The sequence below is a fragment of the Brevibacterium sp. BRM-1 genome, assembly GCF_026802075.1.
Taxonomy (GTDB): domain Bacteria; phylum Actinomycetota; class Actinomycetes; order Actinomycetales; family Brevibacteriaceae; genus Brevibacterium; species Brevibacterium rongguiense.
In genome coordinates this window covers 1,269,097-1,283,035 of record NZ_CP113788.1, presented here as the reverse complement: position 1 = coordinate 1,283,035, position 13,939 = coordinate 1,269,097, and the positions used below count along the sequence as shown (strand labels likewise).

General features: G+C 69.1%; 16 protein-coding genes. 8 read left to right on the top strand and 8 right to left on the bottom strand.

Annotated elements, in window-relative coordinates; genetic code table 11:
- Window positions 1-3: 3 nt before the first annotated feature.
- Both mutM and BRM1_RS05670 read left to right on the top strand, forming a co-directional pair.
- Window positions 4-924 carry a bifunctional DNA-formamidopyrimidine glycosylase/DNA-(apurinic or apyrimidinic site) lyase gene (mutM, locus tag BRM1_RS05675; RefSeq protein ID WP_268529158.1) on the top strand — a complete coding sequence of 307 codons (921 nt, stop codon included), beginning with the start codon at window positions 4-6 and terminating at the stop codon, window positions 922-924.
- A gap of 128 nt (window positions 925-1,052) precedes the next feature.
- Window positions 1,053-2,027: a hypothetical protein gene (locus BRM1_RS05670; protein ID WP_268529154.1), complete on the top strand. Its 975-nt coding sequence runs from the start codon at window positions 1,053-1,055 to the stop codon at window positions 2,025-2,027.
- Window positions 2,028-2,210: 183 nt separating this feature from the next.
- On the opposite strand, the gene BRM1_RS05665 is transcribed toward BRM1_RS05670, so the two are convergent.
- Together BRM1_RS05665 and BRM1_RS05660 are read right to left on the bottom strand one after the other, a co-directional pair.
- Window positions 2,211-2,702 carry a GNAT family N-acetyltransferase gene (locus BRM1_RS05665; protein WP_223841871.1) on the bottom strand — a complete coding sequence of 164 codons (492 nt, stop codon included), beginning with the start codon at window positions 2,700-2,702 and terminating at the stop codon, window positions 2,211-2,213.
- A 23-nt stretch (window positions 2,703-2,725) separates the two neighbouring features.
- Window positions 2,726-3,070 carry an ArsR/SmtB family transcription factor gene (locus BRM1_RS05660; protein WP_030014567.1) on the bottom strand — a complete coding sequence of 115 codons (345 nt, stop codon included), beginning with the start codon at window positions 3,068-3,070 and terminating at the stop codon, window positions 2,726-2,728.
- Between the two features lie 74 nt (window positions 3,071-3,144).
- Between BRM1_RS05660 and BRM1_RS05655 the strand changes: the two genes are divergently transcribed.
- The 3 genes from BRM1_RS05655 to BRM1_RS05645 are packed head-to-tail and all read left to right on the top strand — an operon-like array spanning window position 3,145 to window position 6,762.
- Window positions 3,145-4,473, top strand: coding sequence for an FAD-dependent oxidoreductase (locus tag BRM1_RS05655; protein WP_030014565.1), 1,329 nt, complete (start codon window positions 3,145-3,147; stop codon window positions 4,471-4,473).
- Window positions 4,470-5,534 (top strand): flavin-containing monooxygenase, encoded by a 1,065-nt coding sequence (locus tag BRM1_RS05650; RefSeq protein ID WP_030014564.1) that lies wholly within the window; start codon window positions 4,470-4,472, stop codon window positions 5,532-5,534. The genes BRM1_RS05655 and BRM1_RS05650 overlap by 4 nt, the downstream gene beginning before the upstream one ends.
- A 46-nt stretch (window positions 5,535-5,580) precedes the next feature.
- Entirely contained in the window at window positions 5,581-6,762 is a 1,182-nt protein-coding gene (locus BRM1_RS05645; RefSeq protein ID WP_202410718.1) for an MFS transporter, read from the top strand.
- 6 nt (window positions 6,763-6,768) lie between these two features.
- Here the strand turns inward: BRM1_RS05645 and BRM1_RS05640 are convergent, their stop codons facing one another.
- The 6 genes from BRM1_RS05640 to BRM1_RS05615 all read right to left on the bottom strand — a co-directional run bounded on the left by BRM1_RS05640 (window position 6,769) and on the right by BRM1_RS05615 (window position 11,724).
- Complete coding sequence (locus BRM1_RS05640) at window positions 6,769-7,200, bottom strand: arsenate-mycothiol transferase ArsC (protein WP_035810208.1); 432 nt, start codon at window positions 7,198-7,200, stop codon at window positions 6,769-6,771.
- Window positions 7,201-7,755: 555 nt separating this feature from the next.
- Complete coding sequence (locus BRM1_RS05635) at window positions 7,756-8,805, bottom strand: ArsO family NAD(P)H-dependent flavin-containing monooxygenase (protein ID WP_268529137.1); 1,050 nt, start codon at window positions 8,803-8,805, stop codon at window positions 7,756-7,758.
- A complete protein-coding gene (locus tag BRM1_RS05630; protein ID WP_030014560.1) occupies window positions 8,802-9,224 on the bottom strand; it encodes an arsenate reductase ArsC in 423 nt (140 codons plus the stop codon). Before BRM1_RS05630 ends, BRM1_RS05635 begins: the two co-directional genes overlap by 4 nt.
- Window positions 9,225-9,241: 17 nt before the next feature.
- The gene (locus BRM1_RS05625) at window positions 9,242-10,258 is read right to left on the bottom strand and encodes a metalloregulator ArsR/SmtB family transcription factor (protein ID WP_102613466.1); all 1,017 of its coding nucleotides are present in this window, start codon (window positions 10,256-10,258) and stop codon (window positions 9,242-9,244) included.
- A complete protein-coding gene (arsB, locus tag BRM1_RS05620) occupies window positions 10,255-11,352 on the bottom strand; it encodes an ACR3 family arsenite efflux transporter (protein ID WP_030014556.1) in 1,098 nt (365 codons plus the stop codon). Before arsB ends, BRM1_RS05625 begins: the two co-directional genes overlap by 4 nt.
- A gap of 150 nt (window positions 11,353-11,502) precedes the next feature.
- Window positions 11,503-11,724: a hypothetical protein gene (locus BRM1_RS05615; RefSeq protein WP_030014555.1), complete on the bottom strand. Its 222-nt coding sequence runs from the start codon at window positions 11,722-11,724 to the stop codon at window positions 11,503-11,505.
- Between the two features lie 80 nt (window positions 11,725-11,804).
- Here BRM1_RS05615 and BRM1_RS05610 point away from each other — a divergent pair, with 80 nt between their 5' ends.
- From BRM1_RS05610 to BRM1_RS05600, 3 genes are read left to right on the top strand one after another with little or no spacing between them, the layout of a single operon-like run.
- Window positions 11,805-12,317, top strand: coding sequence for an iron transporter (locus BRM1_RS05610; RefSeq protein ID WP_268529132.1), 513 nt, complete (start codon window positions 11,805-11,807; stop codon window positions 12,315-12,317).
- The gene (locus tag BRM1_RS05605) at window positions 12,310-12,645 is read left to right on the top strand and encodes a PadR family transcriptional regulator (protein ID WP_030014553.1); all 336 of its coding nucleotides are present in this window, start codon (window positions 12,310-12,312) and stop codon (window positions 12,643-12,645) included. The genes BRM1_RS05610 and BRM1_RS05605 overlap by 8 nt, the downstream gene beginning before the upstream one ends.
- Entirely contained in the window at window positions 12,638-13,930 is a 1,293-nt protein-coding gene (locus BRM1_RS05600) for an APC family permease (protein WP_268529130.1), read from the top strand. Before BRM1_RS05605 ends, BRM1_RS05600 begins: the two co-directional genes overlap by 8 nt.
- Window positions 13,931-13,939 lie beyond the last annotated feature (9 nt).

Here is a 13,939-nt window from a genome sequence, read left to right as displayed (position 1 = left end):
GCCGTGCCCGAGCTGCCCGAGGTCGAATCCGTCCGCCGCGGCCTGGCGCGCTGGGTGACGGGCGCGCGCGTGGAAGGCGTGCGCGTGCTCGACGAGCGGATCCTGGGCACCACCTCCCAGCGCGACATCCCCGCCGGCGCCGGCCGGGTGCTCGCCGCCGAGGTCGATGGCGCCGGCCTGCTGGCGCCCGAGCGCCGCGGCAAGTTCCTGTGGGTGCCGCTGTCCGATGGGCAGCGCGCGCTCGCGCTGCACCTGGGCATGAGCGGCCAGCTGCGCATCCACACTCCCGATGAGCCGCTGCACCGCCACACCCGCGCGGTCTTCGAGCTCGCCCCTCCGGAGCCGCCCGGGCAGGGCCCCGCCGCCGAGGAGCGGGTCGAACTGCGCTTCGTCGACCAGCGGATCTTCGGACACGTGGGCATCGAGCCGCTCGTGTACGGGCGCGCGCACTGGGGCTCGGCCGAGCGGCGGCCGGTGGGCGCCTCGGCGGCGGAGATCGCCCCGGACCCGTTCGAGGAGGGCTTCGATGTCGCGGCGACCGCGCGCGTCATGGGCCTGCGGCGCAGCCCCGTCAAGGCGGTGCTGCTCGACCAGGGCGTGGTGAGCGGGATCGGCAACATCTACGCCGACGAGGCGCTCCACGCAGCCGGCGTCCACCCCGCGGCGCTCGCCGCGCGACTGCGCCCGGCCCGCCTGCGCGCGGTCCTCGAGGCGGCGCGGTCGGTCATGGCCGCGGCCCTGGACGCCGGCGGCACGAGCTTCGATGCGCTCTACGTCCACGTGAACGGCGAGTCGGGACGTTATGCGTTGAATGTCTATGGGCGGGAAGGTCACCCGTGCAAGCGTTGCGGTACTCCAATCGTACGGGAGAAGTTCAGGAACCGCTCGAGCCATTTTTGCCCGCGCTGCCAACGGAAACGCTAGCTTCGGCGGTTGTGCCCGGCACGACTACGACTGGCCGGACGAGATCCTCGCACACTTTCCATAGCTACGAGAGATTCGTGCCGTCCTGGGTCCCACGGCTCCACGAGATTTGCCGAGACAATGGAGCCATGGAACGATTCATCAACTTCTGGCGCGATCGGCGCATGCTGTGTACCGGCTGCGGCCATTGTTTCGTCGTCGACCTGGACTGGATCGACCGCTGGGAGCAGAGCGGAGAGAAGTACCCCGGTTGCGGCTTGACGTGCGAGCACGAGGACGCACCACGCGTGACGGTCGATGCTGGCGACCCGGCCCTGAACGACGACCAAGTCGCTCAGTTCTCCTGGTACCACACGAGCACGCAGCCGGACTGGCCGACAAGCGAGTTCGACCCGGCGGCGGACCTGACGCCTGGGATCCGAAGGATGATGGGCGGCGACGAGAGGGTCGCCGCGTGGGCCGCGAGGCAGCAGGCGAAGGCGCTCCATGTCGGCACGTACGAGGCCGCGGTCCACAACATGCTGCGGCGAATGCGCGACCAGGCTGACCACGGCAGCCAGTTCTACCTCTACCGAGTGCACCTGAAGCCATCTGTCACCGAGCGGGAGGGCTGGATCGTCGATCCCAGCAACTGGCTCGGCGACGTCGTCCTCGCCGAGGTCTGTCCTCCAGGAGTCGACGTCACCCGGTACCTCAACTACCACGAGGACCCCGGAGGGCTCTCCCTGGCGCTGGGACGAGATGCGATCGCCGGGGTCCAGCGGGTCGCCGTGCCGCTCTCGGATTCCTGGAAGGCCGACTGGGTGATTGACGCCGTCACAGCCCTTGAGGGTGCATCGGACAAACCGGTCCCAGCGACCGGGAAGCTGGGCAGATTCTTGCGGCCTTCGTCTCCTCGAGCCGGCCTCGCTGGCGAGCTCGGTACGGAGCTGGCTGACCGATTACCGGTCAACCTCCATGACCAATTCGCCTCGGCTGCCGCGTTTGCTGAGGGTGACGACCCAGCGCGGTGGGCGCGCCGGGTAAGCAGCCTGTTCGACCTCATCAAGAATCCAAGCCGGGTGCTGGCGGAGCTCGATAAGGCTCAGCACCGACAGGTCTGAACTTGCAAACATGGGCAGAGAAAATCCCCCAAGTGCGCATCGTGGAGAGGCGTGGGGGATGTAGTGCTCTCAAGGTAGCACAGGCTGGTCCTGGTCGACGCGGTCGCTGCGACGTGGTTTCCGCAGGCTGTCGCCTTGGTTCAGGCGTTGCGATGCGATTTCTTTGCCTTGTCAGGGAAGAACTCAGCCAGACTTGGGGACACGTCTCTCGATGAGCACGGTGTCCCGCCACTGACCGGCAAGAGGTCCGCACGGCATCAGCCCGATGAGCTCGCGCCGTCCGACAACCCTGAAGCCAGCTCTCTGGTGGAGCCTGAGGCTGGTTGCGTTCTCGGGGAAGACCGAGGACTGGAGCGTCCAGACGCCTGATCGGTCGGCGACGCCGAGGAAGTCGGCGAGGAGCCGTGAACCGACGCCACATCCGGCCGCGTCGGGATCGACGTACACCGAGTGCTCGACGACACCTCGGTAGACGGCGCGGGTCGAGACGGGGCCGGCTGCGGCCCAGCCGAGGACGCAGTCGTCACCGCCGACGGCGACGAGCATGAGGTCCGGGCGCTTGCTCGACGCGAACGTGTACCAGTCAGGCGGCGGTTCGGTCTCGAAGGTGGCGTGCCCGGACGCGATGCCTGCTTGGTAGATGGCCTCGACGGCGGGCCAGTCGGTCGGCGTCATGGGCCTGGTCGACACGCCTTCCATCAGGTGATGAGCGCCTTGGCTGCGGCGGCGAGAGTGTCGATGGTGGGCCGGTAGTAGGCCCAGCGGCCGCGCTGCTCGCGCTCGACGAGGCCGGCCTCGACGAGCAGCTTCATGTGGTGGGAGACGGTCGGCTGTGATAGCCCGACGGGCTCGGTGAGATCGCAGACGCACATCTCGCCCGCGCTGCTTCCGGCAATGAGGGACATGAGCTTGACCCGGGTGGGGTCGCCGAGGGCCTTGAACACCCTGGCGAGATCCTGGGCGACCGTGTCGTCGATCGTCTCGCCGAGGACGCAGCAGGGCGCGACGTCGGCCGCGGATTCGATGGCTGGGGGAGTGCTCATGCCTCCATTCTGCCTCACGCATTGACATCTGTCGATACGTGAGGCAAGCTCGACCCATCGAAGAACATCAATACATGGAGGTTGAAGTGAATCCCGTCGTCATCATCGGAGCCGGTCCGCAGGGCCTGGCCGCCGCCGCTCATCTGCTCGAGCGAGGCCTGGAGTCCCTGGTTCTGGAGTCGGGCGACGGTCCAGCGTCGGCCGTGGCCGAGTGGGGCCACGTCCGCCTGTTCTCGCCATGGTCTGAACTCATTGACCCAGCGTCGCGCCGGCTGCTCGAGCCGACCGGTTGGAGCGCGCCCGAGACCGGCTACCCGACCGGGGCCCAGTGGGTCGAGGAGTACCTGACGCCGCTGGCCGAGACTCTGAGCGACCGTGTCCGGTACGGCTACCGCGTCGTCGGCGTGGGCCGTAAGGGCCGCGACCTTTCCGTCGACGCCGGCCGCGCGGAGCAGCCGTTCGTCGTCCACGTCCGCCGCGCTGACGGCGAAGAAGAGAGGCTCGAAGCCCAGGCCGTCGTCGACGCCTCCGGGACCTGGCGGGCCCCGAGCCCGGCGGGCGCGGAGGGACTGCCCGCCCTCGGCGAACACGCCGCCGTCGAAGCCGGCCTGCTTGATCACCGCACGCCGAGCCGCGACGAGGCCGCCGAACTGGCTGGCAAGCACGTCGTCGTGGTCGGCAGCGGCCACTCGGCCGCGACAGCAATCGGCGACCTCGCGGCAGTGGTCCGCCGCGAGCCAGGCACCCGGGTGACCTGGGCGCTGCGCCGCGGTACCGTCGGCAACGCCTTCGGTGGCGGGTCGGCTGACGAGTTGCCCGAGCGCGGTGACCTGGGCCAGCGGGCGAAGAAGGCCGTCGAGGACGGCTACGTCGACCTCGTCACCGGGTTCCGCGTCGAGCGGGTCCTCGTCGAGGATGGTCGGGCAGTCTTGGTGGGCGAAGACGGGCGGCGGCTCGAGCCCGCGGACCGAGTGGTCGTCGCGACGGGCTTCCGACCGGACCTGTCGTTCCTCTCCGAGGTCCGCCTCGACCTCGACGTCCGCCTGCAGGCTCCGACGAAGGTCGCCACTGAAGTCGACCCGAACCTTCACTCCTGCGGCTCAGTGCGCGCCACGGGAGCCGCTGACCTCGCCCACCCGGAGCCGGGCTTCTACATCGTCGGCGCGAAGTCCTACGGCCGCGCGCCGACGTTCCTGGCGATGACCGGATACGAGCAGGTCCGCAGCGTCGTCGCCGAGCTCGCCGGGGATCACGAGGCGGCTGACCGTGTCGAGCTGGAGCTGCCCGACACCGGCGTGTGCGGCGGGTCCGGCCTGTTCGACGCCCCGGAGCAGGCGACGTCGGGCGGGTGCTGCACACCCGCGCCCCAGCTGGTCCAGATCGGCACGAGGACCGACGGATGAGCCGCGGTCGCCTGCTGATCGTGGGCGGCGGGCAGTCCGGCCTCGCCGCGGCCCGTGCCGGGCGCGACCGAGGCTGGGAGCCGGTGGTGCTCGAGGCCGGTGACGAGCCAGTCGGGTCGTGGCCGCGCTACTACGACAGCCTGCGGCTGTTCTCTCCGCGCCGGTACAGCGCCTTCCCGGGTCACCCGTTCCCCGGCGACCCCGACGGGTACCCGGGACGCGACGAGGTCGCCGACTACTTGCGCAGCTACGCAGAGTGGCTGGGCGTCGAGGTCCGCACTGGTGCCCGCGTCACCGAGGTCGCCGCCGACGGCCCGGGCTTTGCCGTGGATCTGGCCGACGGGAGCCGCCTGGTTGGGGACGCGCTCATCGCTGCCTCGGGTTCGTTTGCCAGCCCCTACGTGCCGACGATCCCAGGCAGGGAGGCATTCCAGGGCCGGGTCCTGCACGTGGCCGACTACCGGTCGCCCGAGGAGTTCGCCGGTCAGCGGGTCGTGGTCGTCGGGGCGGGCAACTCCGCCGTCCAGATCGCCCACGAGCTCGCCGACCACGCCCAGGCCTCGCTGGCGGTGCGGGACCGGGTCCGGTACGCGCCGCAGGTCATCGCCGGGCGTGACCTGCACTGGTGGTTGCGACTCACCCGCGCCGACCTCCTGCCGCCGTCGGTCCTGAACAGGATTATCACAGGCACACCGGTCATCGACGCCGGAAAGTACAGGGCGGCGCTCGAGGCAGCGCATCCAGACGAGCGACCGATGTTCGCGGAGTACGTCCCGGACGGCGTCGTGTGGCCTGGCGGCTCGCGGGAGCGCGTGGACTCGGTGGTCTTCGCGACCGGCTATCGGCCGCACCTGCCGTACCTGCGATCCCTCGGCGTCCTCGACGAGTCCGGCGCGCCGAGGCACGATCGCGGCGTCTCGACCGTGCGGCCCGGCCTAGCCTTCCTGGGCCTGGAGTTCCAGCGCTCGTTCTCGTCGAACACCCTGCGTGGAGTCCACCGCGACGCGGGTTACGTCGTCGATGCCCTGGCCAGGCAACTGCGAGGCGTCGTCGTTGGCTGAGGCTGCTGTGCAGCCTGGGCGGGCAATGGTGCTGGCTGCGCTGTGCGTGACCGAGATCGTCTCGTGGGGCTTGCTCTACTACGCTTTCCCGGTCCTGGCTCCGCGGATCAGCGTGGATACCGGCTGGTCGCCGGTGGCCGTCACCTCGGCGTTCTCTGTGGCCCTGGCCGTGTCGGCGTTGGCCGGGGTGCCGGTCGGGCGCTTCATCGATCGGCACGGACCCCGTCTCGTCATGACCGCTGGCTCGGGTCTCGGCGTCGTGTCGCTGGTGGTGATCGCCGCGTCGACGAACCTGCTGGTGTTCATCGTCGGCTGGGCGCTGGCCGGAGTCGCCATGGCCGGAGTCCTCTATCCGCCGGCCTTCGCCGCGATCACCGGCTGGTTCGCTGCCGGCCGGCTCGGCGCGCTGACCACGCTGACGCTGGTGGCCGGACTGGCGAGCACGGTCTTCGCGCCGTTGACCGCAGTTGCGTATGAACAGCTGGGATGGCGAGGCACGTACTTCTGGGCGGCGGTCGTGCTGGCGGCCCTCACCGTCCCGATCCACTCGCTCGTGCTGCGACGCCCCTGGCCCCACCCGGTGCATGCCGACGCGGAGGAGCCAGAGGCCGAGAAGGCCTACGCTGCCGGCGTCGTCCGGGACTCACGGTTCCGGTGGCTTGCCGCTGGACTGACTTTGGTCGCCTTGGCCATGTACGCTGCGTTGCTGGCTCTGGTGCCTCTTATGCTCGAGCGCGGCCTGAGTCCTCAGGCCGCCGCCTGGGTGCTCGGCCTCGGCGGACTCGGTCAGGTCGCCGGTCGGCTCGTCTACACCGCTCTTGCCCGGCATGCCTCGCTGACCGTGCGCACCGCGACCGTGTTCGGCCTCGTCACCGTCAGCACCGCGGTGCTCGCTGTGGTCCCCGGGCCGGTCGGTCTGCTGGTCGCGGCGTCGATGACCGCCGGGGTCGGGCGCGGCATCGCGACGCTGCTTCAGGCGACCGCGGTCACCGACCGGTGGGGCGCGCGCGGATACGGCCGCCTCTCCGGCGTCCTCGGCCTCCCGGTCCTGCTGGCCACCGCCTTGGCTCCCGGGGCCGGTGCGGTCCTTGCCGAGGTCACCGGTAGCTACGCAACCGGGTTTGCGGTCCTGGCCGCGGTTGCCGCGGTGGGGACCGTGCTCATGGTCGCCAGCTCGTCCACGGGGACCCCGCGTTCGGCGGGCGTCGCGTCCTCGCGAGCGGCCTGACCCAGCTCAGGCCACGGGCCCTGCAGCGAGTTCGCCGACAAGTTGGCGCACCTTCTCGGCGAGCTCGTCGCGGACCAGGCGCATTCGTTCCTCGCCCTCGATCCCTCGCGCCGAGGGCTCGTCGATCGTCCATTTCTCGATAGTCCCGGCCATCCCCGGCACGGGCTCGACGACAGCCTCGTCGCCGATTACGACGACGCGGTCCGCAGTCTGCAACATAGTGGGATCGATCGGCTTCGGGTGCTCGTCGGCCATGCTCGCCCCGACCTCGGCGACAGAGGCAGCGGACAGGGCATTGAGCCCCGTCCCGGGGGAGGTGCCCGCCGAGTGCACCCGGACGGAGTTGCCGGCGACCTGGCGCATGAGTGCGGCGGCCATCTGCGACTTGCCTGCGTTCTTGACGCAGACGAATAGGATGGACGGCTTCTTCTCGATCACGATGTCTACCTTTGTTCAGTCGATGTTAAGAGCCACCAGGAGCTCGCGGGCACGGGCCGCGATGTCATCGCGGCCGAGCAGTCCCCGCATGCCAGCGGCTCGTCATTGTCGAGGGACCAGTGGATGGCGTTTATGCCCACCACTCATCAACAGAGGCGCGCCAGCCGCGTCAGCACGACGCGGTTGCGGACTCTGGCCCGGTGGTTGCCAGATCGCGCAGGCGTTGCTCCGCTCGGTGCACGGGGACGGACTCGACGAAAGCTTCGCGGCAGGTCGAGCAGCAGATCTTCCGGCCGTCAGGCAGCAGGCGCGTGGGCGATCCCATGCCGTTCTGGCGAACGCGTTCGTCCGTACAGACTGTCGCATGATCCCGGCACAGCGCCGCGCCGCAGTGCCGGCAGAATGCGACGGCGGGGACAGGACCCTGGCCGGCCGTTTCGTGTTCCCAGCAGTCCATCTGCCACTCCTTGATTCGATGATGATCTATATAGAATCTACGCGACGCATCGATAGACGTCAATATCATCTGCGCCATCGATACGTCCGACATCAGCGTTAAGCCCTAGCCATCCGAGCGCCGATCTCGGCGACGGCGGGCTTGGCGGTGCGAGCCGCGCCGATGATGGTGGCGGAGGCGAATCCGGTCCAGTCGCCATAGCCGAGCAAATGCAGCCCGCGGTGGTCACTGCTCCGAGTACTGTCGGTGGCGGGATGGCCGTGCTCGCGCGTCAGTCCGAGCCCGCTCAGGTGGCCTAGGTGAGGGCGGAAGCCGGTGCTCCAGATGATCGCATCGCACTCGTGCTCGCGGCCGTCGTTCCAGGAGACTCCCGTCGGGCTGAGGCGGTCGAACATGGGCGAACGGTCCAGGACGCCGCGATCTCGAGCGGCCTGCACGGGAGGCACCATGACGATGTCTCCAAGTCCGGACACACCGTCGTGGTCCCGGCCAGAGCGACGGGCTGCCTCGCGGGCGGTAGCGACGTCGAAGAGCACTCTGCCGTCGACATCGTCTGGCATGAATCGCGGTGGGTGCCGCGTGACCCACAGCGTTTCGGCGACCGTGGAGACCTCGGCGAGGATCTGTGCGGCGGAGTTCCCTCCTCCGACGACCACGACCCGTTGGCCGGCGAACATGTCGGGCGAGTCGTAGTCGACGGTGTGCAGCTGCCTGCCGGAGAACGTGTCCTGACCGGGGACGTACGGCAGGTAGGGGCTCTGCCACGTGCCGGTGGCACTGATCACCGCAGCGGCCTTCAGAGAGCCCGCGTCCGTGTCCACGGTCCAACGCTCGTGCTCCCGGTGGACGCTTGTGACGCCGACCGAACGGCGCACAGGCAACTCGTAGCGCTCCTCGTATCGTTCGAGGTAGTCTACGACGTGGCTCGCGGTGGGGAACACCTCGCCGGTCTGGGCAGGCATCGGCCATCCGGGTAGAGGACTGTACTGGGCTGGGGAGAACATCCTGAGCGATTGCCAGCCGTGCTGCCAGGCCCCGCCCGGTCGTTCCTGTTCGTCGAGGATGACGAAGTCCAGGCCGGCGCGGCGGAGGAAGTATCCTGCGGCGAGTCCGGCCTGGCCTCCTCCGATGACGACGACGTCACTCACGCCAGCGCCGGGTCCTGGCCGAGCAGCTCTGAAGTGAGCGTCTCGATCCGGGACCTGATTTCGTCGCGGATCGGGCGCACCGCCTCGATGCCCTGGCCAGCGGGATCGTCGAGCTTCCAATCCTCGTAGCGCTTGCCGGGGAAGAACGGGCAGGCGTCACCGCAGCCCATCGTGATGACGACGTCGGAGTCCTGCACGGCCTCGGTGGTGAGGACCTTGGGCTCCTCGGCGATGATATCGATCCCCTCTTCAGCCATGGCCTCTACAGCGACCGGGTTGATCTGCTCGGCGGGCATTGACCCTGCCGAGCGGACCTCGATGCGGTCCGCGGCGAGGTGGCGCAGCCAACCGGCGGCCATCTGGGAGCGGCCGGCGTTGTGGACGCAGACGAACAGGACGGAGGGTGTTTGATCGCTCATGTCTGTGCTTCTCTCGTTCATTCGGTGGTGAAGGTGGCGAGGAGCCGGCTGACGCGTGCAGCGATGTCGTCGCGTATAGCGGCGAGTCCCTCCGGCGATGCCAGTGCCGGGTCGCCGACAGCCCAGTCTTCGTACCGGACTCCGGGGACGATGGGGCAGGCGTCGCCGCAGCCCATGGTCACCACGACATCGGCAGCGCGAATGGCGTCGTCGGTGAGCGGCTTGGGGAACGCCTCGTCGGCGGCCTCGCGGTCGATGTCGGCGACGAGGTCGCGCACGTGCGGGTGGATGCCCGTCGCCGGGGTCGAGCCGGCGGACCGGGCGATGACCCTGCCCTCGGACAGGCTGCGGGTCAGCGCCGCGGCCAGCTGGGAACGACCTGCGTTGGCGACGCAGACAAACAGCACCTGAGGCGGTGCGGTTGCTCGGTTGCGGGTGAGGTCGGCCAGTCGCTGCCGGGCGAAGCGCTCGGTCAGGGGCACCAGGTAGCGTGTGATCTTCGCCGACCGGGCCAGCGCCGTGTACGATTCCCGGACGATGCTGGTGACGGTCTCCCGCGGCAGCTGTGACGTCGCGTCCGCGAGGTCGGCGGCCAGACGCCTGATGTGCTCGTCCATGCTCTCCAGCTCCGCGTCGGCCGTCGTCTCCGGTTCCACGCTGGGGGCAACGGCCGCGGGCGCGAACCCCTCGAGCAAGGCGGCGACGGCGGCACTCTTCCCTGGCGCGATGCTGTACCAGACCCAAGTCCCACGGCGCTCGGAGTTGAGCAGCCCCACTGTCCGGAGGACCTTGAGGTGGTGGGAGACGGTCGGCTGTGAGACCTCGGCGAGGTCGGCGAGATCGCACACGCACGACTCTCCGCGAGGATCGGCAGCGATTGCCGAGAGCATCCGCAGACGCAATGGGTCGGCGAGGGCCTTGAGTGTGCCCGCGAGAGTCGCGGCAACCTCCTGGCCGAGGGCTGTTGAGATCGGCGGCACCTGGGGTGGGCAGTCTTCATCGGGGGCGGCTGGCGTCAGCGCGATGTCGGTCATGACGTTCGTACCTCCTGGTTATAGGGATCGGTGCGGAACCACGCCTTGGCGGCCCAGAGGGAGACGTAGACGAGGCCGACGAGGACGGGCACTTCGATGAGCGGTCCGACGACGCCGGCCAGGGCCTGGCCAGAGGCCGCACCGAAGGTGCCGATCGCGACGGCGATGGCGAGCTCGAAGTTGTTGCCCGCCGCGGTAAATGCAAGTGTGGTCGACCGTGCATAGCCGAGGCCGATGCCCTTGCCCAACAGCAGGCCCGCGAACCACATGACGGCGAAGTACACCAACAGCGGCAGGGCGATCCGGACGACGTCCAGCGGCCGGCTCGTGATCTGCTCACCCTGGAGGGCGAACAGCAGCACGATGGTGAACAGCAGCCCGTAGAGCGCCCACGGCCCGATCTTCGGGACGAACTTCTCCTCGTACCAGTCCCGGCCCTTGCGCTTCTCGCCGATCCAGCGCGAGGCGAATCCCGCGATCAGGGGTAATCCGAGGAAGACGAGGACGTTGAGGGCGATCTGGCCCATCGACACCTCGAGCCCTTGTGTGTCCAGGCCGAGCCAGCTCGGCAGGACGCTGAGGTAGAACCAGCCGAGGACGGAGAACATGACGACTTGGAAGACCGAGTTGATCGCCACCAGCACCGCGGTCGCCTCGCGGTCGCCGCAGGCCAGGTCGTTCCAGATCACGACCATGGCGATGCACCGGGCCAGACCGACGATGATGAGCCCGGTGCGGTATTCGGGAAGGTCGGGCAGGAGCAGCCAGGCCAGGGCGAACATGATCGCCGGCCCGGCGAGCCAATTGAGCACTAGAGAGGAGATGAGGAGCTTCTTGTCGCCGGTGACCGCGGCGACCTTGTCGTAGCGGACCTTGGCCAGGACCGGGTACATCATCACCAGCAGGCCGAGTGCGATCGGCACTGAGATGCCGGCGATCTCGAGCCGGGCGAGCACGTCGGAGACGCCGGGCACCAGGCGGCCGAGCAGGAGGCCTGCGACCATGGCGAGTCCGATCCAGGCCGGCAGCCACCTGTCGAGGGTTGAGAGCCGTCGGGTCACGGGAGGTGCGGCGAACGCCGCTTGATTCGACATGCTTCTATGTTGACAGGCTTCGATGCAGTGGGCAACTTCGGACCTCCAGAGGTGAGCAGCTACCTGCCACCGCAGGACATCGCCGCTGGATCGAGTTCCCTGCCGGGCGGCGTCGGCCTAGGGAAGCGCCGGTCCCGGCCGATTCAGGAATCAGGATCGCCAGGCGGGTTCGTCGCGGAATTCGAAGTCGATATATGCCTTCTCCAGGCCGGCCAGGGCTTCGGCGGTGGTCTCGAACAGCGCCTGGGCCCAAGAGTCGTCGATCTTGGTGACGTTCTGACACAGGTGTGCGGTCACCTCTGACAGCCGCTCGCGGACCTGGCTGGTGTGGCGGCGGGGGTCGTGCTCGGCCAACTGTGTCGGATCAGACATGACTGGCTTCCTCTCGTTGACTGGGCCTTCAATATCGGTCTACGATATCGGCATCCGATAGATCAGGGAAGGGGACTGCGATGCATGTATGGGGATCGCCGGAGACGCGAACCTTCGGCCGGTTGCGGGTGGATGTGGCCGTCGGGCCGATCGCCCGGATGTTCGACGCCGAGGACTGGCAGCAGCCGGCCAATGCGGGCGGCGGTGCCGAGTTCGCCGGCCGGGCGGACGAAGTGGTGGAGAACATCGCGGCCGAGCCCGGCCCGGCAGATCCACCGGCGGATCTGTTCAACCTCGACGCACACATCTACGACGTCGACACCGGGTATCCGGTGCCGTACCTCGACGTCGCCGTCGACGTCATCCGCCTCGACGGCGACGATGACGATAGACCGGAGTTCACGGGGCTGGGGCTGGTGCCGGTGGCCCGGCCCCGCAAGGGCACGGCCGGTCTGCACTACGGCAACAACGTCGCCCTCGACCCCGAAGGCAGCTATCGAGTGTGGGTCCACATCGGCGCGTCGGCGCTGACCGGCACCGACGAGCCCTCGAGCCTGGACTTCACCCTCGATCTCGGTGCCGCCGATGAGTGAGTTCATCCGGGGCGCGGTGCGGATGCACATCCTGCATCACGCCGCCGAGGGCGAGATCCACGGCGCATGGATGGCCGAGGAGCTCGGCCATCACGGATATCAGATCAGCCCCGGCACCCTGTACCCGACCCTGCATCGCTTGGAAGACCAGGGGCTGCTGACCTCGCGGCAGACCACGGTGGAGGGGCGCAACCGGCGGCTGTACCAGATCACCGACGCCGGCCGGGCCGTATTGGCCGACGAACGCCAGGCCCTGACCGAACTCGCACGCGAAATCCTCCACACCGAAACCCCCGACGCTCCCGATGGGATGACACCTGATGAGTGAACCGACTCCGCGGTTGGATCGACGCCTGGGCACCGGCGACGCGGTGATCATCGGGCTCGGGTCGATGATCGGTGCCGGCATCTTCGCCGCCTTCGGGCCGGCGGCCCAGGCGGCCGGCACCGGCCTGCTGATCGGCTTGGGAATCGCGGCGGTGATCGCCTACTGCAACGCCACCGCCTCGGCCCAGCTCGCCGCGGTCTACCCGACCTCGGGAGGCACCTACATCTATGGCCGAGAGCGCATCGGTCACTGGTTCGGGTTCACCGCTGGCTGGGGCTTCGTGGTCGGCAAGACCGCCTCCTGCGCGGCGATGGCGCTGACCTTTGCCACCTACGCCGTGCCCGGCCCCTGGTGGGCCCAGCGGTTGGTGGCGGTGGCCGGCATCGTCGGACTGGCCGCGTTGAACTACCGCGGGGTGAGCAAGACCGCCGGCCTGACCCGGATCCTGGTCGCCATCACCCTGGTCGCGCTGGCGGTGCTGGTGGTCGGCATCTTCGCCGTCGGCCAACCCTCGCCGACGAACCTGGGCGGCTGGCCGGCGTTGACCGTCGGCGGGCCGTACGGGATCCTACAGTCGGCCGGGCTGTTGTTCTTCGCCTTCGCCGGCTACGCCCGGATCGCGACCATGGGCGAGGAGGTCCGCGACCCGCAGCGCACCATCCCGCGCGCCATCCCCATCGCCCTGATCATCGTGGTGATCATCTACCTGGTCGTCGGCGTGAGCGTCCTGCTCGCCGCCGGGCCGGACAAGATCGCCGCCGCGACAGCACCCCTGACCACAGCCGTGCAAGCAGCCGGGGTCGGCGGGCTGGGCCCGGTGGTCCGGATCGGCGGCGCGGTCGCCAGCCTCGGGGCGCTGCTGGCGCTGATCGCCGGCATCGGCCGCACCAGCCTGGCCATGGCCCGGCATCGCGATCTGCCGTTCTGGCTGTCGGCGGTCCACCCCCGTCACAAGGTGCCCCACCACGCCGAGATCGCCCTCGCCGTCGTCGTGTCCGTCCTGGTGCTGACCACCGACCTGCGCGGCGTGATCGGATTCTCCTCCTTCGGCGTGCTCATCTACTACGGCATCGCCAACACCGCCGCATTCACCCAGCCGCCGTCCGACCGCCGCTGGCCACGCTGGCTCAACGTCATCGGCGTCCTCGGCTGCCTGGTCCTGATCGCGACCCTGCCCTGGCAGTCGATCATCGCTGGACTGGCCATGTTCGCCGTCGGCCTGCTCGGCCGCTGGATCGTCCTGCATCGACGTGAAAAGCCCGGCCCAGGGGCAGAGTCGGACTGACCTGCCGCG